The sequence below is a fragment of the Helcobacillus massiliensis genome (assembly GCF_014191425.1).
Classification (GTDB): Bacteria; Actinomycetota; Actinomycetes; order Actinomycetales; family Dermabacteraceae; genus Helcobacillus; species Helcobacillus massiliensis.
The window spans coordinates 61,875-85,206 of sequence record NZ_JACHWP010000003.1; the positions used below are offsets into that span (position 1 = coordinate 61,875).

The 23,332-nt window shown below is 69.6% G+C and carries 16 protein-coding genes; 6 read left to right on the forward strand and 10 right to left on the reverse strand.

Annotated features, from left to right (window positions below; all coding sequences use genetic code 11):
* Window positions 1-72: 72 nt before the first annotated feature.
* From FHX50_RS07215 to FHX50_RS07225, 3 genes are read right to left on the reverse strand one after another with little or no spacing between them, the layout of a single operon-like run.
* A complete protein-coding gene (locus FHX50_RS07215; RefSeq protein WP_183376112.1) occupies window positions 73-1,398 on the reverse strand; it encodes a M18 family aminopeptidase in 1,326 nt (441 codons plus the stop codon).
* Between the two features lie 34 nt (window positions 1,399-1,432).
* The gene (locus tag FHX50_RS07220) at window positions 1,433-3,409 is read right to left on the reverse strand and encodes a DUF6541 family protein (RefSeq protein WP_183376115.1); all 1,977 of its coding nucleotides are present in this window, start codon (window positions 3,407-3,409) and stop codon (window positions 1,433-1,435) included.
* A 43-nt stretch (window positions 3,410-3,452) separates the two neighbouring features.
* Window positions 3,453-5,918, reverse strand: coding sequence for an acyltransferase family protein (locus FHX50_RS07225; protein WP_183376118.1), 2,466 nt, complete (start codon window positions 5,916-5,918; stop codon window positions 3,453-3,455).
* 59 nt (window positions 5,919-5,977) lie between these two features.
* Here FHX50_RS07225 and tgt point away from each other — a divergent pair, with 59 nt between their 5' ends.
* Together tgt and FHX50_RS07235 are read left to right on the forward strand one after the other, a co-directional pair.
* Entirely contained in the window at window positions 5,978-7,228 is a 1,251-nt protein-coding gene (tgt, locus tag FHX50_RS07230; protein ID WP_183376121.1) for a tRNA guanosine(34) transglycosylase Tgt, read from the forward strand.
* A 132-nt stretch (window positions 7,229-7,360) separates the two neighbouring features.
* Window positions 7,361-10,438 carry a glycoside hydrolase family 2 TIM barrel-domain containing protein gene (locus FHX50_RS07235; RefSeq protein ID WP_343064059.1) on the forward strand — a complete coding sequence of 1,026 codons (3,078 nt, stop codon included), beginning with the start codon at window positions 7,361-7,363 and terminating at the stop codon, window positions 10,436-10,438.
* Between the two features lie 12 nt (window positions 10,439-10,450).
* On the opposite strand, the gene FHX50_RS07240 is transcribed toward FHX50_RS07235, so the two are convergent.
* Window positions 10,451-10,981 (reverse strand): hypothetical protein, encoded by a 531-nt coding sequence (locus tag FHX50_RS07240; protein ID WP_183376124.1) that lies wholly within the window; start codon window positions 10,979-10,981, stop codon window positions 10,451-10,453.
* Between the two features lie 112 nt (window positions 10,982-11,093).
* Here FHX50_RS07240 and FHX50_RS07245 point away from each other — a divergent pair, with 112 nt between their 5' ends.
* A complete protein-coding gene (locus FHX50_RS07245) occupies window positions 11,094-12,581 on the forward strand; it encodes a DUF3375 domain-containing protein (RefSeq protein WP_343064060.1) in 1,488 nt (495 codons plus the stop codon).
* Here FHX50_RS07245 and FHX50_RS07250 read toward each other — a convergent pair.
* Genes FHX50_RS07250 through FHX50_RS07270 form a run of 5 tightly spaced genes read right to left on the reverse strand, consistent with a single transcriptional unit; the run spans window position 12,551 to window position 15,688 of the window.
* Entirely contained in the window at window positions 12,551-13,138 is a 588-nt protein-coding gene (locus FHX50_RS07250) for a hypothetical protein (protein WP_183376129.1), read from the reverse strand. The genes FHX50_RS07245 and FHX50_RS07250 overlap by 31 nt on opposite strands.
* Window positions 13,131-13,757: a hypothetical protein gene (locus FHX50_RS07255; protein WP_183376131.1), complete on the reverse strand. Its 627-nt coding sequence runs from the start codon at window positions 13,755-13,757 to the stop codon at window positions 13,131-13,133. The genes FHX50_RS07250 and FHX50_RS07255 overlap by 8 nt, the downstream gene beginning before the upstream one ends.
* A 33-nt stretch (window positions 13,758-13,790) precedes the next feature.
* Window positions 13,791-14,399, reverse strand: coding sequence for a hypothetical protein (locus FHX50_RS07260; protein WP_183376133.1), 609 nt, complete (start codon window positions 14,397-14,399; stop codon window positions 13,791-13,793).
* Between the two features lie 51 nt (window positions 14,400-14,450).
* Window positions 14,451-15,023 (reverse strand): hypothetical protein, encoded by a 573-nt coding sequence (locus tag FHX50_RS07265; RefSeq protein WP_183376136.1) that lies wholly within the window; start codon window positions 15,021-15,023, stop codon window positions 14,451-14,453.
* 44 nt (window positions 15,024-15,067) lie between these two features.
* Window positions 15,068-15,688, reverse strand: a complete 621-nt coding sequence (locus FHX50_RS07270; protein WP_183376138.1) for a hypothetical protein — start codon at window positions 15,686-15,688, stop codon at window positions 15,068-15,070.
* Window positions 15,689-15,848: 160 nt separating this feature from the next.
* On the opposite strand from FHX50_RS07270, the gene FHX50_RS07275 reads away from it, so the two are divergent.
* The 3 genes from FHX50_RS07275 to FHX50_RS07285 are packed head-to-tail and all read left to right on the forward strand — an operon-like array spanning window position 15,849 to window position 21,885.
* Window positions 15,849-16,574: a DUF4194 domain-containing protein gene (locus tag FHX50_RS07275; RefSeq protein ID WP_183376140.1), complete on the forward strand. Its 726-nt coding sequence runs from the start codon at window positions 15,849-15,851 to the stop codon at window positions 16,572-16,574.
* Window positions 16,571-19,948: an ATP-binding protein gene (locus FHX50_RS07280; RefSeq protein ID WP_183376142.1), complete on the forward strand. Its 3,378-nt coding sequence runs from the start codon at window positions 16,571-16,573 to the stop codon at window positions 19,946-19,948. Before FHX50_RS07275 ends, FHX50_RS07280 begins: the two co-directional genes overlap by 4 nt.
* A gap of 2 nt (window positions 19,949-19,950) precedes the next feature.
* Entirely contained in the window at window positions 19,951-21,885 is a 1,935-nt protein-coding gene (locus FHX50_RS07285) for an Ig-like domain-containing protein (protein ID WP_183376144.1), read from the forward strand.
* A gap of 5 nt (window positions 21,886-21,890) precedes the next feature.
* On the opposite strand, the gene FHX50_RS07290 is transcribed toward FHX50_RS07285, so the two are convergent.
* Complete coding sequence (locus FHX50_RS07290; RefSeq protein WP_183376146.1) at window positions 21,891-23,327, reverse strand: beta-N-acetylhexosaminidase; 1,437 nt, start codon at window positions 23,325-23,327, stop codon at window positions 21,891-21,893.
* Window positions 23,328-23,332 lie beyond the last annotated feature (5 nt).

Sequence of the window (23,332 nt, forward strand, 5' to 3'; positions counted from 1 at the left end):
TCCGCGGTGGCGCCGGGGCGGCCGACGGGCCCCCGGCGACTCGGCCGGTTCGGGGAACTGCTCACGAAGGGCTCAGCAGGCGGACCGGATCGCCGTCTCAGTCAGCAGGGACTTCGCCGCCAGGAACAGGTCATGCGGGTCCGTCACCGCGGTCATCTCCCGCAGGGAGTGCATCGACAGGATCGGCACACCCACATCCACGGTCAGGAAGCCGAGACGGGTCGCGGTGATCGGGCCGATCGTCGAACCGCACGGCATCGCATTGTTCGAGACGAACTCCTGCGAGGTGACACCGGCGGCGGCGCACGCGGCAGCCCAGGCGGCGGCGCCGCGGCCGTCCGTGGCGTAGCGCTGGTTCGCGTTGATCTTCAGGATGGGACCGCCGCCTGCGACCGGCAGGTTCGCGGGGTCGTGCCGCTCCGCGTAGTTCGGGTGCACACTGTGGCCCACATCCGAGGACACCAGCAGGCTGCTCGCGAACGCACGACGCCGCGTGGCGTCGTCGCCGCCGAGCGCCAGATGCAGGCGCACCAGCACGTCCTCCAGGAACGGTCCGGCGGCACCGGAGCGGGTCGCGGAGCCCACTTCCTCATGGTCATTGGCGACGAACACGGCGATGCGGTCCGTGGGCTCCGCTTCGATCATGGCGCGCACGCCCGCATGGGTGGACAGCAGGTTGTCGAGGCGGCCCGAAGCGAACAGCTCCTCGCGGGCACCGATGACGGCGGGTGTCTGGGTGTCGGCGGTGACGATGTCGTACCCGGCGATGTTCGCGGGGTCCACCGGTGCGGCCTCACCCGTCACCGGGTCCTCGGCGAGTGCTGCCAGGTCGGCGAGCACATCGTGCTCGTCGGTGGCCAGTCCCGTGATCGGCTGCAGGTGCCGCTGCGGGTCGAGCTTCAGGCCCTCGGAGTTGACCTGGCGGTCCAGGTGGATCGCCAGCTGCGGAACCCGCAGGTACGCCCCGGTGCGGACGAGGCGCACGGTCCCGCCGGCCAGGACGATCCGTCCCGCCAGTGCCAGGTCGCGGTCGAGGAACGAGTTCAGCAGCGCCCCGCCGTACACCTCCACCCCGACCTGGGAGAACCCGGCGGCGCTGGTGGAGGGCTTCGGCTTGAGCTTCAGCGACGGCGAATCCGTGTGCGCGCCGAAGATCGTCAGCGCAGTGGTGGAGTCGGCACCCGTCGGCACCGCGGCGGCGATGATGGAGCCGTCCCGCACCACGAACACCCGCGCGCCCGGCTCGACCTGCCAGTCGTCCTCTTCGCGCAGTTCGGAGAAGCCGGCCTCGCGCAGGCGGCGAGCGGATTCGCGCACCGCGTGGTAGCTGGAGGGGGAGGCGGTCACGAACGCGGCGAGATCATCGACGAACTCGCGGGCGTCGGCGAGGCGGGGCATGGGGTGTCCTTTCGAGGGGGAGAAGGGCTTCTGCTCAGCGTACGTGACCGTCGGTGCCGCGGCAGGGCTTCATGCGAAGAAGCTTCGCCTCGCCCACCTGGTGCACCACCTCCGCTGCGCCGGTGTCGCTGATCTCGTTGAGCCCCGTGTAGGTGGCGCTGCCCTCGCCGATCTCCTCCGGCCCGAAGTCGAGGGCGTAGTCGACCCCGAGATCGTGCATCGCATCGCACACCTTCGGGTTCACCTGCGCGTCGTCAAGCTTCGCGTTCAGCAGGTGCTGCTCACGCGGGGCGGAGAAGCTGATCGTGTAGTTGAGGACCTTCCGATCGCCGATCGCATACGCGAGCGACGACCCGTTCAGCGCGTTCGTGGCGATGACCGCATCCTCCGGCACATAGTCGGGCAGGGACCGCAGGAGGACCTTCTCGTCATCGCTGAGCAGGGGGCCCGGGCGCCACTGCTCGTGGGCGAACTCCACGACCCCCTCCGATGCCCACGACATCGAACTGAGGCCGCCCACGGCAACCAGCCCGACCAGGACGATGCGGGGGCTCGCCCACTTCTCGGTAATGACCTCCGCAGCGAGGCCGATCGCGGGCAGCCCCACCACGAGCGGGATCGCCGCCATGCGCCACTGGTCGCTGTAGAACGGGCCGGTGACGTCGTAGCGCAGCGGCTGCTCATTGACCGCAAGTGCCACATAGAACACCCACCCTGACGCCAGGAACGACAGCGCCAAGAAGGAGAACCGACCCCGTTTGGCGACCAGCACGATCACCAGCGAAGTCAGCGTCACCGCCACCAGGAGGATCTCCTGGCGGACGCTGGGGATGCCCATTGCCAGGACCTGCCTCAGTGCCTGGATCTCCGTGGAGTGCGCGATCCAGATCGAAGCGGATGCTGCTGAAGGGCGGAGATTCGACCACACCCACCACGCGGCCGGAACCGCCGCAGCCAGGGCCGCTGCGCACAGCGCCGCCCAGGCCCAGCGGCGGCCGATCAGGTGATGCACCGTGGCCCAGGCGATCATCGGCACCAGCAGCAGGAACCCGGCATGCACGCCCTGAGGGTGCGCCACCGCCACCGCGGCCGCTGCCAGTGCTGCCAGGGGGATCGCCGCCAGGGGATGGACGTTCGCACCGGCGTTGATGCGGACCGTGAGCGCCACGATCGCCACCAGTGCCGGCATCAGCGTCATCGCGAGCAGGAACGGCAGCAGGATCCCGAACATGCCGGGCCCGTACGGGAAGGCCATGAACATGCCGGCGACCATGCCGGTGGCGAGCACGCCGACGCGGCGCAGCCCGAGCACGTCCTTGGAGATCGCCAGCAGGCCCAGCGGCCACACGATGCCGCTGACCACGAACATGAGGGCGTTCTGCGCCAGCCAGATCGGTGCGTTGAACAGGATCACCGGGAGGGACGCGATCTGGTGCCACGCCGAGGGGTAGTACGACGGCGGGTGGTCCTTGATCGTCAACGACCCTACGTTCCAGGCGGAGGCGCTGCCCGTGTTCTCGATCCAGCGGATCGCATTCATATGGAAGATGTTGTCGTACGTCTGGCTGATCTCCACCGGTGTGCCCATCAGCAAGCAGAACGTCCAGGTGGTCACCACTGCGGCGATCGCGAGCGCGACCGGCACGGCGGGGTCATGGCGGCGCAGAACACGAGTCGCGCCGCGGGATCTGCTCGACGCTCGGTGGCCTCCGTCGGCGTCCTGCACGGCCCGCTCACTGGCACGTCGGCGGCGCAGACGCACCGGCAGCATCGCCAGCGCCGTCACCGCGACGAACAGCAGGGTCACCGCCAGCACCGGCAGCGGCGACCAGCTCACGCCCAGTCGCGCTGCACTCTCCGCAGCGACGAACACGATCACCACGGACACGGGAGCGGCAAGCGCGGTGCGAGATGTCCAACTCAGCGGCAGCTGCCAGGTGACGGCGCTGCCGGGCAGGAACAGGACCGCGATGGCGGTCAGCGCCGAGGCGAACAGGTAGAGATAGTCCACGAACAGTCCTTGTGCGGGGGCCGGGGAGCGGCGGTTCCCACCATTATGGGGTCACCAACAGGTCGGGGTAGGACTCGGCGATGACCTCCAGCATCCGCGGCTGCATCGCTGTGGCGAACACCTTCGAGACATGGTTGGAGTCCATGAACACCGCGGTGTTGCCCTGGACGGGCACGCACTGGCCCGACGGGCAGATCTCGGGAGTGAGATCGGCCGTCACCACGCGGCCGGGCCCTGGGGCAGCCGACGCTGTCAGCACCTGCGGGTCGACGAGGGACAGCACAGAGGCAGCGGGGACCCCGCACTGGGCGTTCGCGTCCGCTCCTGTGCCGTCGTTCTCCAGGACCTTCTCCGCGCACGTGTACATGTTCTGGGAGAACCGGGGGTTGTCACGAATGGTGAGAACGTCGATTCCGCGCGCGGTGAGTTCGGCGGTGCCGGAGGTCATACCAGCCAGCGCGACGTCTCGGTTGCGGCCGAGGTCCACGGCTGACCCGTTGATGACGACCAGATCAGGCTTCAGCGCAGTCGCCTGGTCGATTACCCAATCGCGGTAGCCGGCGCAGCGGTCCTCCGGGTTGGGGGCGTCGGCGAAGGGGCAGGCGTCCATGTGCATGTTGATGATCTGCCAGTTGCCCTTCTCGGCGGCGGATTCCATCGCCGGAATCCACTGGCGGGCGTGAGAGGACCCGGCCACGAGCACCAGGTGGTCGTAGTCGGCGTCGGCGGGCAGGCGCATGTCGCAGTGCTGGCCGGGGAAGGCTGCAGGGGCACTGGGACCGGAGCAGCGGTACCGCTGGGCTGGCCACTGGCTGTCGAGCTGATGCCCCGCAGGCACGAGGTCACCGGCGCGCACGTCGGCCGGCTCGGGTGCCTTCTGCTTCTCCTGAACACCGGAGGTGGGGCCGATGGCGGCGGTCCTCTCCGCTTCGGTGGACAGCTGGTAGCGCCAGCCGAACGCGCCGCCGGCCACGAGCGCGAGGCACAGGCCGATGACGGCGAGGGACCGGCCCGTGGGGGCGGCCTTCCAGCGGGGGTGGCGGAACCGCGAGTCCACCAGGCGGGTCAGCGCCCAGGAGATGAGCAGGGAGACCGCGATGATCGCGAACCCGTCGGCCAGGCCCGCGCGGGGCTTGTCGAGCACATGCAGGGTGAGCACGAGGATCGGCCAGTGCACCAGGTACATCGCGTAGGAGATGGAGGCGAGCGAGCGCGGCAGTCGCATGGTGAGGATGCGGTCGAAGCCCCAGCGGGTGCCGGAGTGGCCCGCGGCGATGATGAGCGCGGCGGCGGTGATCGGCCAGATCGCGATCCAGCCGGGGAACTGGCCCTGCACATCGAGCACGATGCCGGTGGAGACCAGCAGGCCGAATCCGACCCAGCCGGCGAGGCCGCGCAGCACGGCGGAGCCGGGGCGGGAGCCGGAACCGGGGCGTTCGGCGCGGGTGGCGCGGTCGATGCGGGGCAGCAGCAGCGCCAGCAGGGTGCCGGCGGCGACCTCCCACAGGCGCGCCGGGGTCGAGAAGTACGCGGCGGTCTGCTCCGTGGCGGTGAGGTGGATCGAGTAGGCGAGGGAGGCGGCGAACAGGGCGCCGAACAGGGCGAACGCGAACGCCTTCGGCTTCGCGCCCGGCCGGCGGGACACCAGGGCCACCAGACCGAACAGCAGCGGCCACAGCAGGAACACCTGCCCCTGCAGGCTGAGGGACCAGAAGTGCTGCAGCGGGGAGGCGACCGAGATGTCCTGGGCGTAGTAGTCGACTGCTTCGCTGCTCAGCAGGATGTTCTGCCAGTAGGTGGCGGAGGCGAGCGCCTGCGTGATCATCGGCTGCCAGGCCGACGGCGGCAACAGGAACCGGGTCGCGATCAGCACCGCGAGGATCACGATCACCGCGGGCGGCAGCAGACGTGTGAAGGTGCGCAGCCAGGTGCGGATCGGGCTGCCGAGGGAGCCGGTGCGCAGCCGCCGCCCGAACGATGCGGACAGCAGGAACGCGGAGATGAACAGGAACACGTCGACGCCGCCGGAGACCCGCCCGAACCACACATGGAAGACGACGATCAGCGCGACCGCGACGGTGCGCAGGCCCTCGATCTCGGGCCGGAAGTGGGAGGTTCGGCGGCGGGCCGACGGGGGCCGCAGGTCGTCCGGGTCCGCAACGGGGCCGGAGCGCCACAGGTCGATGGAGGTGCTGCCGGGTGCGGCGCCGGCGGCGGGACCGCCCAGGGCGGGGTCGTCGGCGTCGGTGGGGGAGGAGCCGTCGGGGCCGACGGATCCGCGCTCGAGCGCGTCCCAGTCGGGGAAGTCGTCGCGCGCGTCGTCGTCCAGCCAAGCGGGGGAGTCGTCCCAGGGGGAGTCGTCGCCCCCGGATCCCCAGGCCGCGAAGTCCTCGAAGTCGTCTTCGACGGGGTCCTGGGTCCAGTGGAAGTCCTCGCCGGCGGGTTCACCGGAGCGCGAGGGCTCCTGCAGGAAGTCCTCGAGGCTGAACACGGGGCCGCGATTCGACATCGAGCTGAGTGTAGTCGGCCCCAGTCGACCGTGTGAGGCACTCGTGGGAAACTTCATGCATGCCTCGAACCACGTCCTTCACCCTCGGCACTCAGGCCGCTGACTCCCGCGCCCGCACCGGCGTCATCTCCACTCCGCACGGCGACATCGCCACCCCGGCGTTCATCCCCGTCGGGACCAAGGCGACGGTGAAGGCGGTGCTGCCGGAATCCGTTGCGCAGCTCGGTGCCCAGGCCGTGCTGGCGAACGCCTACCACCTGTACCTCCAGCCCGGCCACGACCTCATCGACGAGGCCGGTGGCCTCGGCCGCTTCATGAACTGGCCCGGCCCCACCTACACCGACTCCGGCGGCTTCCAGGTGATGAGCCTCGGCGCCGGGTTCAAGAAGGTGCTCAGCGAATCGTTCTCCGGCAATCAGCGGGCCACGACCCCGTCGGGCCGCGATGATGACGTGGAGGCCGGCAAGGACCGCCTCGCCCACGTGGATGACGACGGTGTGGACTTCCGCTCCTTCATCGACGGCTCTCAGCACCGCTTCACCCCCGAAGTGTCGATGCAGATCCAGCACGGTCTCGGCGCGGACATCATGTTCGCGTTCGATGAGCTGACCACCCTGATGAACTCCCGCCGCTACCAGGAGGAGGCGCTGGAGCGCACCCGCCTGTGGGCCCAGCGGTGCCTGGCGGAGCACGCCCGCCTCACCGAGGAGCGGCAGCACAAGCCCTACCAGCAGCTGTGGGGCGTCATCCAGGGCGCCCAGTACGAGGACCTGCGGCGCAAGGCCGCCCGCGACCTCGGGTCGATGGAGGTGGACGGCTGGAGCTTCGACGGTTTCGGCATCGGCGGTGCGCTGGAGAAGGAGAACCTCGGCACGATCGTCGGCTGGGTGACGGACGAACTGCCCGACGAGAGGCCCCGCCACCTGCTGGGCATCTCCGAAGTGGACGACCTGTTCGTCGCGATCGCCGCCGGCGCGGACACCTTCGACTGCGTGTCCCCGTCGCGCGTGGCCCGCAACTCCGCGGTGTACACCCGCACCGGCCGGGTCAACCTGACGGGAGCGAAGTACCGCCGTCAGTTCTCTCCGATCGACGACACCTGCGACTGCTACACCTGCCAGAACTACACCGCCGCCTACGTCCACCACCTGTTCCGCGCGAAGGAGATGCTGTCCTCCACCCTGTGCACCATCCACAACGAACGATTCGTGGTGCGGCTGGTCGACGAGATCCGCGAGTCCATCACGAACGGCACGTTCGCCGAGCTGCGGGAGGAGCGCACCGGCCAGTACTACGGCGAGGTGCGGTAGCGACCCGTCAGCGGCGCCGTCGGCGGTCGCCGCCGGCGGCGATCCGGACATCGCCCAGCTGGAACTGAAGATCCTGCCGAGTTCGCTGTTGGAGGCGGCGGCCTGACCGACGGTGCTGTGAAGGAGTGGCCCGTGTCGACACTGCCGATTCCTGACATCCACACTGGTGAGGGCCGACTCGCGCCCCGCGCGTGGCTGCGGTCGGACGCCCCCGAGCTGTCCCTCGACGGCGACTGGGCCTTCCGCTTCGCCCCGGACGGGGAGCGGTTCGGGGAGAAGACCAGCATCCGGGTGCCCGGCATGTGGCAGCTGCAGGGCCACGGTGCCCCGCAGTACACGAACTTCATCTACCCGTTCCCGCTCGATGTCCCGCATGTCCCGTCGGAGAACCCGACGGGGGACTATCTGCGCACGTTCGAGCTGCCCGCCCAGTGGGGGAGCGCCCTGGCCGACGGCGCCCGCGTGTTCCTCCGTTTCGACGGCGTGGACTCGCACGGGCAGGTCGAGGTGAACGGGACGCGGCTCGGGGCGACGGCGGGGTCGCGCCTCACCCAGGAGTTCGACGTCACCGAGGCTCTCACCTCGGGTGAGAACAGTCTGCGGGTGCTGGTGCGGCAGTGGTCCGCCAATTCGTACGTGGAGGACCAGGACATGTTCTGGCTCTCCGGCATCTTCCGGTCGGTGACGCTGCTGCTGCGGCCTGCCGGCGGCCTGCACGACCTCACGGTCAGCACCGACTTCGACGCCGCCGCCGGGACCGGTTCGCTGAGCATCCGGCCCGATCTCCTCACGGCCTCCGTCGGCACCGTGATCTCCGGCCTGGAGGAGCATGAGGCGGCGCAGCAGGTGCCGCCGGAGCGGATCGAGCTGGTGATCGAGGAGCTCGGCATCCGACGCGTGCTGACCGCCGGAGAGACCACGACGGTGGATATGGGCAACGTGGAGCCGTGGAGCGCGGAGACTCCGCGCCTGTACGACGCGCTGGTCCGCACCCCGAGTGAGTGCGTGTCGGTCCGGCTCGGCTTCCGCCGGGTGGAGCGCGTAGGGGAGAGGATCCTCGTCAACGGGCAGCGCGTCGTGTTCCGCGGGGTGAACCGCCATGAGGTGGATGCCGTGACCGGGCGGACGCAGAACCCGGCGAATGAGGACCGCGACCTGGAGCTGATGAAGCAGCACAATGTGAACGCGGTCCGCACCTCCCACTACCCGCCGCATCCGCGCTTCATCGAGCGGTGCGACGAGCTGGGGCTGTATGTGATCTGCGAAGGCGACTTCGAAGCGCACGGCTTCCACCTGGACCGCACCGAGTCCGATGACCGCGGCACGCAGCGTCGACCGGCGAACGATCCGCGGTTCGAGAAGACGCTCGTGGAGCGGACGCGCCGGTTCCTGCACCGCGACAAGAACCATGCCTCGATCATCATGTGGTCGATCGGCAATGAGTCCTCCACCGGCACCGTGACGGACGCGATGTGCGCGGCGGTGCGGGAGATGGACGACGGTCGTCTGCTCATCTATGAGCAGGACTATCTGGGGCGCACCGTGGATGTGCATTCGCTGATGTACCCGGATCATCGCCGCAGTGAGGCGATCGGCGCCCGAAACATCGATGACGACCTCGTGGACCTGCTGATGCGCCTGTGCCTGGATGCCGGGGTCGATGCCGATATGGACACGGTGCGGTCGGCGCGGGCGTGGAGCCTGCCGTTCCTTTGGATCGAATACGCCCACGCGATGGGCAACGGCGCGGGTGCGCTGAAGGAGTACTGGGATCTGGTGTGGCGCTATGAGGCGCTGCACGGCGGGTTCATCTGGGAGTGGATCGACCACGCCCTGCTCACCACGACCGCGGACGGCACCGAGGTCTACGGCTACGGCGGCGACTTCGGGGAGCGCATCCACGACGGCAACTTCGTGGCCGACGGCCTCGTCCTCCCGGACCGGTCACCGTCGCCGGCGCTGCTGGACATGAAGCAGGTGTACGCCCCCATCGCGTTCGGCTTCGAAGATGCGGACGGGTCCGTGCAGCTGCGCATCCGCAACCAGTACGCGTTCCTCAGCACCGATCATCTGCGCGTCGAGCTCTCGATCGATGAGCAGCGCACGTGGTCGGAGCTGGAGATGGAGCCGGTCCCGGCGGGCGGGGACGCCCTCGTGCCGGTGCCGAACGGTGAGGTGGTGACGGTGCGGGCGGTTCTGCGTGACGCTGATGCGGTCCTGCCGCGGGCGCTGCCGGCTGGGCACGTCGTCTCGATCGCGGACCGTGTGGCTCTGCGGGCCCCGTCGGCCCCTGCCGCGCCTTCCAGCACCGGCACCGCACCCAGCGCACCCGCCGCGGGCGCCTGCTCCGCCTCGGCCGCGTCCCCTGCGCTCCCGGAGGACGCGGCCGACGGCACCTGGCGGCTCGGCCCGGCGCGGTTCGACCGCCACGGGTCCCTCGTGCGTCTGGGGAACCTGCCCGTCACCTGGGCGGGTGTGGACCTCACCCGCGCCCCTGTGGACAACGAACGCGCCTTCACCTGGACCGGGCTGGAGACCCGCTGGCGGGCTGTCTGCCTGGACGTCGCACAGCTGCGACTGGCGTCGGCGGAGGCGGACGGTGCATCGCTGCGGTTCGCCAAGCGGCTCGGTCTGCCGGGCACCGGCATCGGTGCGGACATCCGCGAAACGTGGACGGCCGACAGCGGCGGCGTGCACGTCGCCGTCGATGTCGAGTTCGACGGGTGGCCGGATGACCTGCCGGTTCCGCGCATCGGGTACACGCTCGCGATCGACGCTGCCCCCGCTGCCGGCGACGACGCCGTCACCTACCGCGGCTACGGGCCGTTCGAGCGCTACCCGGATACCGGCAGCGGTACCACGTTCGCCACCTGGAGGCGGTCGATCGCGCAGATGAGCACGCCGTACGTGTTCCCGCAGGAGAACGGCAACCGTCACGGTGTGCGGTCCGCGCAGATCCGCACCGCTGCGGGGGTCCTGGGGCTGCGCACCGACAGCGGCCTGGGTCTGGCGGTTCGGCCCTGGTCCTCAGCGGAGCTGGACCGTGCCCAGCACGACGGGGAGCTGCGGCCCGACGGCCGGACGTGGGTGACGCTGTCGGCGGCTCTGCACGGCGTCGGCTCCGCGGCCTGCGGACCGGGTCCGTTGGATCAGCACCTGCTGATGGCGCGTCCGGCGTCGTTCGGCTTCGCACTGAGCCCTGAGCACTGAGCCCGCCCGGTGTCACCTCTTCGCGGTGGTGAACGCGATGATCGAGCTGATGACGCTGAGCAGTGTGAGCAACGGCGACACGATCATCACCCCGATCACGCCGAGGCCGATCAGGCCCATCTGATCGTCGGTGAGGGTGCTGTTGTTGACGCCGACTGCGATCACAGCCGCCAGCAGCAGGACCACGCCGGCGGCGGCGAGGATCACCAGCAGGGCCGCCGTGAGGGAGAAGAAGCGGGAGGCGCCGCCGTGCCGGATCGCGGCGATCAGGCTTCCGATCACGGTGAGGAACGCGAAGCCGCCGTTGATGGCGAGGAGCACGAGGAAGAACGCGCCGAACACCGCGGATGAGTCCTCGCTGCTGCTGACCCCGCTCATCACCAGCATGCCGGCGGCGATGCCGCCACCGGCGAGGGTGATGAGGTTGAGGATCAGCGCGGTGAGGAGGCTGGTGCGGCTGACAGGCTGGACGGGAGTCCAGGCGGGAGCACCGAAGCCGGCAGGTGCGGCGCTGCAGCCGACGGGGGCGGGGTAAGCGGTCATGGTGGAACCTCTGCTTCCAGGTAACGGGGTCGTGGATGTCTTCGACCGTAATCGCCGTCTGCCAGGGCCGCGAGGGGCACTGGTGCCCGGGCCGATTGATACCCTGGGGCGCGTGAAGCACCAGGGAGCACCGGGCGCGCAGCGCCTCACAGCCGGTGAGCGCAAGTCCGCCTACGAGAAGCTGCGCCGCATGTCGACGTGGCGCCTGCTGAGCGCCCACAAAGCACCTGCTGTGCTGGCGATCCTGCAGTCCGTGTTCCCCGCCGGTGACCGGCGCCTGGAGCGCAGTGAGATGGTGGCGCGGGTCAACACGCACCTCGGCCTGCTGCACGACGACGATGAGCAGCGCACCACCGCCGGCGACTACGTGGACTCGTGGGTGCGCGAGGGCTACCTGACGCGCCGCGACGATCCCCATTCGGTGGAGACCACGTTCGAGCCGTCGCCCGCCACGGTGGACGCCGTCCAGTTCATCGCGTCCCTGGAGGAGCACAACCCGACCACCACGGAGTCCCGCCTCACCCTGGTGCTGCAGCAGTTCGAACGCCTCGCCCAGGAGACGGAGACGGACCGCGACGTGCGCCTGCGGGACCTGCAGCAGCGCCGGGAGGACATCGAGCGGGAGATCCGGGAGCTGTCCGAAGGGGAGCTGATGCTGCCCAGCCAGGACACGTCCGTGGACCGCCTGAAGGACATCCTGCTGATCGCCGACCGCCTCTCCGGCGACTTCCTGCAGTACCGAGAGGACCTGCGGGCTGTGGACCTGCATCTGCGTGAGCAGATCCTCTCGCCCGAGGGCTCCCGCGGTGAGATCCTCGAACAGCTCCTCGCCGGGGACGACCTCCTCGGCCAGTCCACGGTGGGGCGCACCTTCACCGCCTTCTTCCGCCTGCTGAACGACCCGCGGCAGAACGAGCAGGCGCAGGACGTGGTGGACCGGCTGCTCTCCCGCGAGTTCGCGAAGAAGCTGACCCGCGCGGAGCGGGAGAAGCTCGCGAACGTATTCAGCGACCTGTACGAGCCGGCGCAGGAAGTGCTCGATGTGAAGACCGAGCTGTACCGGTCCCTGGCACGGTTCGTCCGCTCCCAGGACTTCCGCCAGCACCGGGTCCTGCTGGACCTGCTGCAGGAGGCTCAGGGCATCGCCCTGGCGCAGAAGGACGAGGTGCCGCCGAAGTCGCCGTTCCCGATGGAGCTGGACCTCACCCGCATCCAGGTGACGAGCGTGGCCCAGCATGTTCTGAAGGACCCGTCGGACCCGGGCCTGCCCGCCGAAGCGGTGGTGCACGACGCCACCATGCTCAGCCCGGAGGCCCTCGAGGACCTCGTGCAGATCAACGACATCGACCTGGCCGGCCTCACCGCCCGCGTCAACGACACCGTCGCGGCCCGCGGGCAGGCGACGGTCGGCTCCCTCGTCCGCGACGGCGCCGCCACCCAGGGTCTGGCGTCCGTGGTGGGCCTGATGCTGCTGGCCACGCAGTACGCCTCGAAGCGTGAAGGCGATGCGGAGCTGATCCAGTGGGTGGAGCCGGGCGATGTGCCGTACGCGGCGAAGATCCCCGCGTTCTACTTCCTCGAGGCCCTGCCGGACGCCTGAGCGCCCGCGTTCGCGGACCCCGCCGGCGCCGGCCCTGAGCGCTCTGCTTGCGCGTGCCGGACGGCGATCCAGCTGAGCACCGCGGAGGCGATCGGCAGAACAGTCAGCAGCAGCACCAGCGCCAGCACATCTGCCCACCATTGAGGCGACGCGGCGTCGGAAAGCGTGGTGCTCGGACCCCCAGCCAGGGCGAACCAGACGACGAGACCGACGACGGCGAGGAGCAGGGCTGCGCCGCCGGCACCGGCGTATGCGCGCACCCGTCGGCCCCCGAACACCAGCAGCACCGCGTCCGCAGCCAGGGTCACCAGAGCCGTCGCCGTGACCACGAGCAGGCCCACGACCATGGCGAACAGCAGGCGCCCCAGCCACTCGGTCCCGTCCTGCCCCTGCCGGTCCGCTACGGGGATGAGCAGCGCTGACACGGCGAAGGCAGCGGTGGTGAGCGTCGCCGTGATCGTGGCGCAGACGGCCCCCGTCAGCTCCGCAGCCCGGTGACGGCGAGAACCCGTCGGGATCCCCAAGAGCGGAGCCGACGGGTTCTGCACCTCAGGCACGGGCGCCCTCAGCGGGCCGGGCCGGGGCGGCGGGGGTGCTGGTCGGCAGTGCCCGCCCGGCGGTGACGTCCCGGCGAGCGGCACGAGCAGCCAGCGCATTGGCCGCCGCCGCCAGGAACAGCGGCAGGGCGATGAACAGGAGCCTCGCCAGAATGATGCCGATGACCATCCCGAGTCGCTCCGCCTCGCTGGCTCCCGGCCCTGGGAGAGAGGTGCCCTCGCCGTCGATGTCCGCAACCAGTCTGCCGAGGTTGACCAGACCGCTGAACAGGACGAGGACCAGCGATGCAGCAGCCCAGGCTCGCACCCTGCCCGGGCCGCGCACCAGCAGCACGACGTCCAGAGCAACGACAGTCAGTCCCGTCAGGAGCCCGAGCAGGACGAACAGAACGGCTGTGATGACCAGCACCGTCGGAACGACCTCGTTCGGATCCCGCATAACAGGGGAGAGCCCCGCCGCCACCACCGGCAGGATCGATCGGTACACGGTGACGCACACCGCGGTGACGACCGCGGCGATCAAGGCGATGCGGGCGATCACCTGCGTGGTGCGGGCGCGTCTGATGACCGCCCCGGCGTTGGCCGGTGCCAGCGGGTCAGCGGGAACAGCGGTGGACATGGCTCTTCGCGACGTTCACGGACGGCACGGGGATCAGTGCGCGGCGGACCGCAGGCCGGTTTCGGCGGACCGGTACGAGGACCAGGCGCCGAATGTGCCGATCGCCTTGACGATGATCGTGAGCACCGACATGACCAGGGCCGCGACAGCGATGGTGGTGAAGCTGTCCGCACCCGCTGCGGCGACGGTGAGTGCACCGATGATGAGGCCGACCACGACGATCACCGCGAGGTTCACCAGCTGCATGGCGCCGCAGATGATGGCGCCCCTGCGGATCTGACCGGAGCCCTTCACAGCGACGATGATCGCGAGGACGAACGTGATGAGGGCGACCACGATGAACACCAGGCCGACGGCGCCGCTGGCGACGTCCGCGCCGGACAGGGAGGCGGCGTCACGGGGGCTGGGATCGTCCGAGAAGTTCTGCGCCGTCTCGATGATCGTGGAGACGAGCGTGTACATCAGGCCGAGCCCGCTGAGAATCAGCAGGACGAACGAGAGAGTGCGCAGGGTCTTCAGCTCGCTGGTCGCCGGCTCCGAGCCGTACAGACCGCCGTGCGGGGCCCCGGCCGGCTGAGCGGTCGGGCCCGGTCGGCCGGACGGATCAGGCTGGTTCGGCTGCTGCTGGGGTGCGGAGGACATGAGAGGCCCTTTCGATACGGGAGCGGAGGGGGATCAGCGAGGCGGGGCGGCTCAGAGGGAGCCGGCCCGGACCGCCTCGTGAGCGGACTTCGCGGAGATGATCGCGGCAACGGTGCCGACGGTCTTGATGAGCAGGACGAGCAGACCGCCGATGAGGGCGACGATGCCGAGGGCGACGCCCCCGCCGGAGGAAGCGGACGAGGCGACGATGATGCCGATGATCATGCCGGCCACGAAGGAGACGATGAGGTTCACCGGAAGCAGGGCCCCACAGATGATCGCACCGGTGCGCGTCCGACCCCGCCCCATGATCGCCACGATGATCGCAAGGACGAACACGACGATGGAGATGCCGCCGAACAGCAGGCCGATGAGGCCGCTGGCAACGCTGGCACCGGTGACATCGGTCGAAGCGGCATCGGTGCTGACAGCGCCGCTGACGAACCCGGAGATCATCGAGATGACCTGGTAGAGCAGGCCGAGCAGGCTCAGCGCCGCCATCACGATCGCCAGGATGCGGACCGTGCCCGCGTTCGGGTTCGAGGGCTGCATGCCGAACTGCTGGCCCCCGAAGGGCTGGTTGCCGGACGGCTGGCTGGGCTGGAACTGCGGTGTGGAGGACATGGAGTGTTTCCTTTCGTCGAGTGGAGGGGGGTGTGCGGGGCGTCTCAGAGCCGGGGTCCCGGTGCGCCGGCGGACAGGGGGTCGGTGGCCTCATCCAGCTGGTCCGATGCCGATGACCATGACGTCCAGCAGCCCCACGCGGCGGTGCCCCACAGCACGGTGGCGCCGGCATGGAACAGGACCCGGGTGATCAGCAGCCAGGTGGGGGCGGAGCCGAAGCCGTACGTCGTGGAGTCGGCGGCGCTCGCGATCAGCACGACGTACTCCAGGGTGTACATCCCAAGCCACAGCATCGGGATCACGCAGATGGCGCCGCCGGCGATCGCACCACCTGTCACCACAGCCCTGCGGCCCATCGCCATCAGCAGGATCACCAGGACGACGAGGGCGCTGACCACCGGCCAGATCGCGAACCACAGCAGGAGACCGGCGAGCTGCCAGAGACCGTCGGCACCGAAGAACGCGTTCTGCGGCACAAGGTGGGTCAGAGCGATGACGGTGCGCAGCACCCCGTACAGCACCATGAGGACGGAGCAGACCAAAGCCGCGATAGCGATCCCGCGCACCCGCAGAAGCCGTCGGCGGGGATCCACCTGGGCCGTGGCCCGCAGAGCCCCCTGGCCCGACAGCTGCGGGCCGTGGGCGTGCGGAGGCTGGATGCTCACGACGAGTCCTTCCGGGGCTCAGCGGCGGGGATGGGTGACGGACAGAACACTACGGGGCCCCGGGGGCGATCGTCCACGCAGGGAGCCGCGATCTGATGGGGATCTCTGCCCCCGACCGGTACGCTGGACCGGTGCACAGCCGAACGATCAGGGAGGGCGAATGAGCCAGGGATCCGGACTGGGCGAGAGCGCCCTCGAGGACTGGGGCCTCGCCGACGAGGAGGACCTCCGCAGCGCCGGCAGCACCGGCGGCGCCCTCGTGGAGGAGTCCCGACGGGTCCTGGTCGCCCTCCTGCAGGGCCCGTACCTCGACGGCCGCAAGGACACCGCTCGCTATGGGCAGCTGCTGCGCGACCGCACCGCCATCGAGAACCGACTCGCGGACATGTTCCTCGAACTGATCGTCGATGACGACTCCCAGGTCGCATTCGTGCGCCAGAGCGAGAGCGACCCGGACGCCCCGAAGCTGCTGCGCCGCCTCAGCGGCCTCAACCGCCTTGACTCCGTTCTGCTGCTCGTGCTGCGCCAGCACCTGCTCACCCAGGCGTCCCGCGGGCAGCGCGCAGTGGTCAGCGAAGCGGAGCTGCTGGCGGCGCTCGCGGCCTACCGCCGCACCGACTCCACCGACGAGGCGGGCTTCGCGAAGGACGTCCGCCATTCGATCGCGAAGCTGCAGCGGGCGGCCCTGCTGGAGGAGCAGGGGGACTCCTATGAGGTCTCTCCCGTGCTGAAGCTGATGATCACCCCGGACACGGCGCGCGAGTTCATCGAGCTGTACCGCGGCGCCGGTGTCGATGTGGAATCCGTCGGCCTCGACACCGACACGCCCGCTGATGCCGATGCCGACACCACCGCTGACGCCGACGACAAGGAGGATCAGCAGTGATCCAGCAGAGCCTGCTCGACGACGAGACCCCGTCGGCCCCCGAACAGCCGCCCGTCACCGACCCCGACCACCCGCACCCCGGGCAGTGGCGCCTCAACCATGTCCAGCTGAGCAACTGGGGCACCTTCCACGGCACCCACGACCTCGACATCTCGTCCAAGGGCTTCTTCCTCACCGGCGGCCCCGGCACCGGCAAGTCCACCCTCCTGGACGCCATCAGCGCCCTGCTGACCCCGCCGCGCACCCTCCACTTCAACGCCGCCGCGTCCGACGCGGGCCCGCGTCAGAAGAAGTCCCGCCGCACCGTCGCCTCCTACGTGCGCGGCGCCTGGGCGATGCACTACGCCCCCGACACCGGCGAGTTCAGCCAGGAAGTGCTGCGCGACGGCACCACCCTGTCCGTCATCTCCCTGCGCTACGGCAACGGCTGCGGTGACCTCATCCAGCTGACCCGCATGCTGCTCCTGCACGCCGGCCACACCGCCGACTCCGACGTCAAGAGCCTCTACGTCATCTCCGACCGGGCCTACGACGCCGCCGAACTGCGACCCTTCGTCACCACCAGCATTGAGGGCCGCGCCCTGGAGAAGGACCTGGCCGGCACCGAAGTGTTCCGCCAGTTCCGCGACTACCGCGCGCGCTTCTCCCAGCTGCTCGGCATCCCCGATGAGAAGGCGCTCAGCCTGCTGCACAAGATCCAGTCCGCGAAGGAGCTCGGCGACATCAACGCCCTCCTGCGCGACTACATGCTGGACGAGCCGCGCACCTTCGACCTCGCCGACCAGGCGCTCGCGAACTTCCAGAACCTCTCCGAGGTGTACGCCGCGCTCGTCACCGCCCGCGAACAGAAGGCCGTCCTCACCGCCCTGAAGGACGCCCATGCCACCTGGCAGGACGCCCAGCAGCGCGGCGGGGAGCTCGTGGACCGACGCGGCGACATCGACGCGTTCGCCGCCGAGCACCTCGTGCGGCTTCTCGCGGAGGAGAACGACCGCCTGCAGAGCGAACAGGACCGCCTGAAGGCGCAGCAGAACCGCGTCAGCTCCGACGTCTCCGAAGCCCGCGACGACCTCGCACAGCTGAAGGAGCAGCGCCGCTCCGCCGGCGGGGGCGAGATCGACGACTGGAAGAAGCAGATCGCCGGTCTCGAAGTGGAGCGCGACCGGCGCCGCTCCCGCGCCACCGAGTTCTCCAGTCAGCTCGCCACCGTGGAGCTCGGCAGCCCCTCCAACGAGGAGACGTTCCTGTCGCTGCAGCGCGATGTTGCGCGCCTGCGCGACGGCCTCACCGACGACGAGAAGAACGACCACCAGCGCCAGTGGGAAGCGGAAGCGCGGGTGCGGGAACTTGCCGCCGACCTCGAGGGCACCAAACAGGAGCTCGCCTCCCTGTCGTCCCGCGCCTCCAACCTGCACAGTGACGACATCGCGGTGCGGGACCTCCTCGCGAAGCGCGTCGGAGTGCCTCCCACTGATCTGCCGTTCGCCGCAGAGCTTCTGCAGGTGCGCGCAGGGGAGGAGAAGTGGACCGCGGCAGCTGAGCAGGCGCTGCGGGGCCTCGCCCGCTCCATTCTCGTGCCCGAGCGGATCTACCGCGCGTTCGCCGGCGAGATCAATGAGATGAAGCTGCGCCGGCGCGTGTCCTACAACCGCGTCAACACGGACGCCCGCCAGCCGGCCCGCCAGATCCGCCCCCGCACCCTCGCGGAGAAGATCGAGGTGAAGGACGGGGAGTTCCACGCCTGGCTGTCCGGTGAGATCGCCTCCCGCATGGACTACGTGTGCGCCGAAGACCTGCAGGAGTTCACCACCCTGCCGCGCGCCGTGCTCCAGTCCGGCCAGATCAAGCACTCCGCCACCCGGCACGAGAAGAACACCGACCGGCAGATCAACGACCGCTCCCAGTGGGTGCTCGGCTTCGACAACCGCGCCAAGCGCTCCGTGTTCGAACGGGAGCGCACCCGCGCCGAACAGGCCCTGTTCGAGGCGCAGGCCCGCCGCAAGGACCTCGAGCAGGAAGCGGCTGCCCGCCGCGACAAACTGTTCGCCCTCCAGGCCATCAGCGCCGTCACCTGGGACGACATCGATGCCGCCTCCGTTGCGCGCCGCATCGCCAACCTCGGTGAGATGGTCCGCGCCGCGGAGCAGGGATCCGGCGCCCTGTCGGAGCTGGCGCGCCAGATCGACCAGGTGGAGAAGGAGATCAGCGAGGGCGACCAGGAGCTGCTGGACATCACCGGACAGCTGGGCCGCATCACCGAACAGCTGGAGCAGGCCACCAGCCGCGCTGCGGAAGCGGAGCAGCGCCTGGAGACCCGTGAGATCAGCGAGGAGACCCGCGAGGACCTCACCGAACGGTTCCGCGCGATCTCACCGACTCTGCGCCTGTCCACCATCGACCGCGTCACCAAGGACGCCTCCGCCACCCTCGACGCGGAGCTGATGCAGCTCACCCGTGCGCAGTCCCGTGCGGAGGAGGACATGCGCACCTCGATGCGGGAGTTCGCGCGCCGCTGGCCCGCCGAAGGCGCCGACACCGACACTTCCCTCGAGGCGGCCGGTGACTTCCTGGCGATCCTGCAGCAGATCGAGGAGGAGCGCCTGCCGGAGGTGGAGGACCGATTCTTCGAGTTCTTCACCGGCAACACCCTCGGGGACGTGCAGGCGCTCGCCACCGCGATCGCGCGCGAACCCGCGCAGATCCGCAAGCGCCTGGAGAAGATCAACGAACTGCTGGCGCAGGTGGAGTTCCACCGGGGCCGCTACCTGCAGCTGTCGATGCGTCCCGTGCACCTGGCGGCGCTCGACGACTTCAAGCGCGCCCTGGACGATGCCGTGGGGGCGACGCTGGAGAACGACCTGTCGAAGGACAGGGAGAAGGCGGAGGAGCGGTTCCAGGCGCTGCAGACCCTGATGGACATCATCACCCGGGCCCGTACGAAGGACGACCTCGCCTCCCGCGTGATCCTCGATGTGCGCCGCCACGTCCACTTCCACGCCGAAGAGGTCGACGAGGCCGGCACCGTGGTCCACGCCCACGAGTCCGGCGGCCCCCTCTCCGGTGGTCAGAACGAGCGCCTCACCACGTTCTGCCTGGCGGCGGCGCTGCGCTACCAGCTCGCTGGCACCGGTGCGGACGTCCCCGTGTACGCCCCCATCATCATCGACGAGGCGTTCTCGAAGGGCGCCGGCAAGTTCATCACCGCCGCAATGGAGTCGTTCCGCCACTTCGGGTTCCAGGTCATGCTCGCCAACCCGGGCAAGAACCCGCAGGCGCTCGCGCCGTTCATCGGCGGTGTCGGCGTGGTCGCCATCAAGGACGACCGCTACTCCTCGGTGTCCCCGATCCGCTTCGTCCCAGCCGACGGATCCTGACGGTGACCCGTCGCAGCAGCACCCTGGCAGCGGCCGCGCTCAGCGCGGTCCTGCTGGGCGCGCCCGTCGCCCTGAGTGCGGCTGCGGACCCCGCGGCGGCGGCTCCCACCGCCCAGCCCGACCTGCCGACCGAGGGCTTCGGCGACGTCGACGGCTTCGAAATCCCCCTCGACAGCACCGAAGTGAAGAGCACCCCCGGCTCCGCCGCCCGCTTCGATCTCGCCGACCACATGTCCACCGCCGAACTCCAGCAGCTCGACCTCACCACCCTCAGGTTCGACAACGGCCTCACCCACCAGGCCGTCTCCGGGCAGGGAACCTGGTCGATCAGCGGCACTACCATCACCTTCACCCCAGAAGGATCAGGCCAGCAGGGCCCGCGCAAAGCCACCATCCGAGTGAAGTCCGAGAGCGGTCGCAGCTCGCTGCCCACCACCATCACCGTCTCCTACCCGAGCCTGCCGTACCGCCAGATCACCGCGAGCGAAGGCGACGCCATCAGCGTGGACCTCGGCATCGACGACGAACTCGTCGACCCGGGCAGCATCCGCCTGTCCCTCGACTCCATGCCCGGCGGCACCGTCCAGACCGACAGCGGCCGCCGTCTCGTCGTGCCCGGGGAAGGCACCTGGTCCCTCTCCGCCGACGGCCGCAACGCCGTGTTCACACCCCAGCAGCCGCGCCTCGGGCGCCAGCCGTCCACCGTGTCCTTCAGCGGCACCGACCGCAACGGTCAGGTCCTCACACCGGGGAAGATCCGGGTGGTTACGCCCGCGGTCCCGGACATCGTCTCCTCCGCACCGTTCGGCGATCGGGTCGAATTCGACCTCGGTGCGAAGGCGCAGAACATCGACCCGGCCACCTTCGAACTCGTCCCCTCCCTCTCCGACGACACCACCACCGTCAACAAGGCGAAGGACCGCGTCTCCGTCAAGGGGCAGGGCACCTGGGCGCTGAACCGCGACGCCGGTACGGTCGTGTTCACCCCGGAGCACTCCTCCGTGCACGCCGTCTCCTCCATGGGTGTGCGCGGCTCCGACGCCTCGGGCCACACCGCCTCCATCGGCGCGCTCCAGGTCGGGTACCCGCAGCTCAGCGCCCAGAGCCAGCCCCTTGTGTGGGGCGAAAAGGCGCTGTTCTACCCCCTCGATGGGTCCCTGCACGTGCAGCAGGAATCGCTGCAGTTCTCCACCGTCAACATGCCCGACGGGTCCGAACTGTCCAGCGACGGCACCCTCCTCACCGTCCCCGGTGAAGGCGAATGGGAGTTCAACAAGGACACCGTCGCCGTCACGTTCACTCCGGTGAACGGGCTGAAGAAGTCGCCCACGCCCGTCACCTACACGGTCAACGGCAGCGCCTCCGGCAACATCGGCGCCTCCACTCTCGGTGTCCAGTACGCGAGCCGGGTCCCCACGCTGCGCGACGACGACGTCCAGACCGGGTCCGAAGAGGCCCAGACCATTGACGTGCTCGCCAACGACACTCCTGCGGCTGCCGCGCATCCGTTCGACGCGGCGACCCTGCAGCTGCATTCGGCCCGGGCCACCAACATCAGTGAGCTCACCACCGGCACCGGCCGTCGCCTCGAGATCCCCGATGAAGGGGTCTGGGAGGTCACCGATGCCGGCGCGGTCCGCTTCACCCCCGTGCCCGGGTTCCGCGGCCGCACCACTCCAGTGGAGTACCACGTGAAGGACCGCAGTGGTCTGCACTCGCGGGCTCGGGTGGCGGTGTCGATCGACCCGCAGCTGGTGGGGGAGAACAGCTCGAAGGAGTCATCCAGCGGCATCAACGCGCTGCTCGCGGGCCTGCGCCCCGAGGACTCCACGATGTTCGCGGTGTACACGTCGGTGACGGCGCTGCTGATCTTCTCCGGCAGCGTGTCGCTCTGGGTGGGGCGGCAGATCGAACGGGGCCGGCGCTCGCAGCGCTGACCGCATCAGTCGTGCGGCTGGATCCCCAGCTGCCGCAGAACACCCGTCTGCGCCTCAACGCGCCGCTTCGCGTCCTTCACGTCCTCCAGCTGACCGTTCCAAGCGCGCTCCGCGACCGCCACGAGGCGTGGGAACAGCATGCGGTGCAGGTGCGCCTCATCCGCCACGTACTCCGTCCACATCTGTGCCTGAATGCCGAGCACACCGCTCTGGTCATGGACGTCCTCACCGGCGAGCTCGGCGGAGAGGATGTCCTTCACGGTCAGCACCTGGTCGGTCTGCGCGAGCGGCTCCCCGCGGCGGGCCTGAGCACGGTCCAGGTACAGGTGCTCCTGGTTGCCGATGACGGTGGAGAAGCGCCGATCCAGCGACACCTGCACACCGTCCACGGACCGCCAGTTCATCACCACGACACCGTCCGGGACGTGGCGCTCCAGCGCCTCATCCCACACGACTGCGGTCTTGCCCGCCTTCTGCAGCTCATCCACCGCCATGCCCATCAGATGGCCCTGCAGCGCTTCAAGGCGCTCCAGACCCCACTCCTCCAGGCGCTCCGGCACCTGGGGGTTGTGCTCCCACTCGGTCATCGGCACCTCGTCACCGCCGATGTGGACGTACGGGGAGGAGAACACCTGCGCCGCCTGCTGCACCACGTCGCGAATGAACGCGATCGACGCATCCGACACCCCGAGGATGTGCTCGGAGATGCCCCAGGTCTCTCGGACCTTCAGCTGCCGCTGCGGGTCGTTGCCGATCTCCGGGTAGGCGGCGACGGCCGCCTGCACATGGCCGGGCAGGTCGATCTCCGGGACGATCCGGATGCCGAAGTCGGCCGCGTAGTCATCGAGCATCCGCAGCTCGGCCTGCGTGTAGAAGCCGCCGTGGCGCTCCTGGACGTACTCATCGGCGTCGGTGAACGTCGGCTTGCCGACGACCGTCGCGTCGCGCCACGCGCCCACCTCGGTGAGCCGCGGGTAGCTGCGCACCTCGAACCGCCACCCCTGGTCGTCGGTCAGGTGCAGGTGCAGAACGTTGAGGCGGAAGATCGCCATCGCTTCGATGATCGTCTTCAGCTCGTCGATGGGGCGGAAGTGCCGCGCCACATCGAGCATCAGTCCGCGCCAGGCATGCAGCGGACGATCCGAGATCACCACCCCGGGGATCGCGACTTCCCCGGTCAGGGCGCCGGTGGCGGCGCGGGCGGACAGCACGATCTGGGCGAAGGCGTTGCGGCCGTCGGCGAGGGCGCTGTCACTGCCGGCGGTGATGGAGGCGCCCGTCGGGTTGATGGTGATGGAGTATTCGTCGGCGTCGAGGTCGCTGTTGAGGCCGACGGACACCTCCTCGAACGGGTCCGTGGTGACCCAGTCCTCGCGCATCCACAGTGCGGAGTCGGGGGCGGGAAGGAGCGGCAGACGGGCGGGGATGCGCGAATCGTTCATGCGCC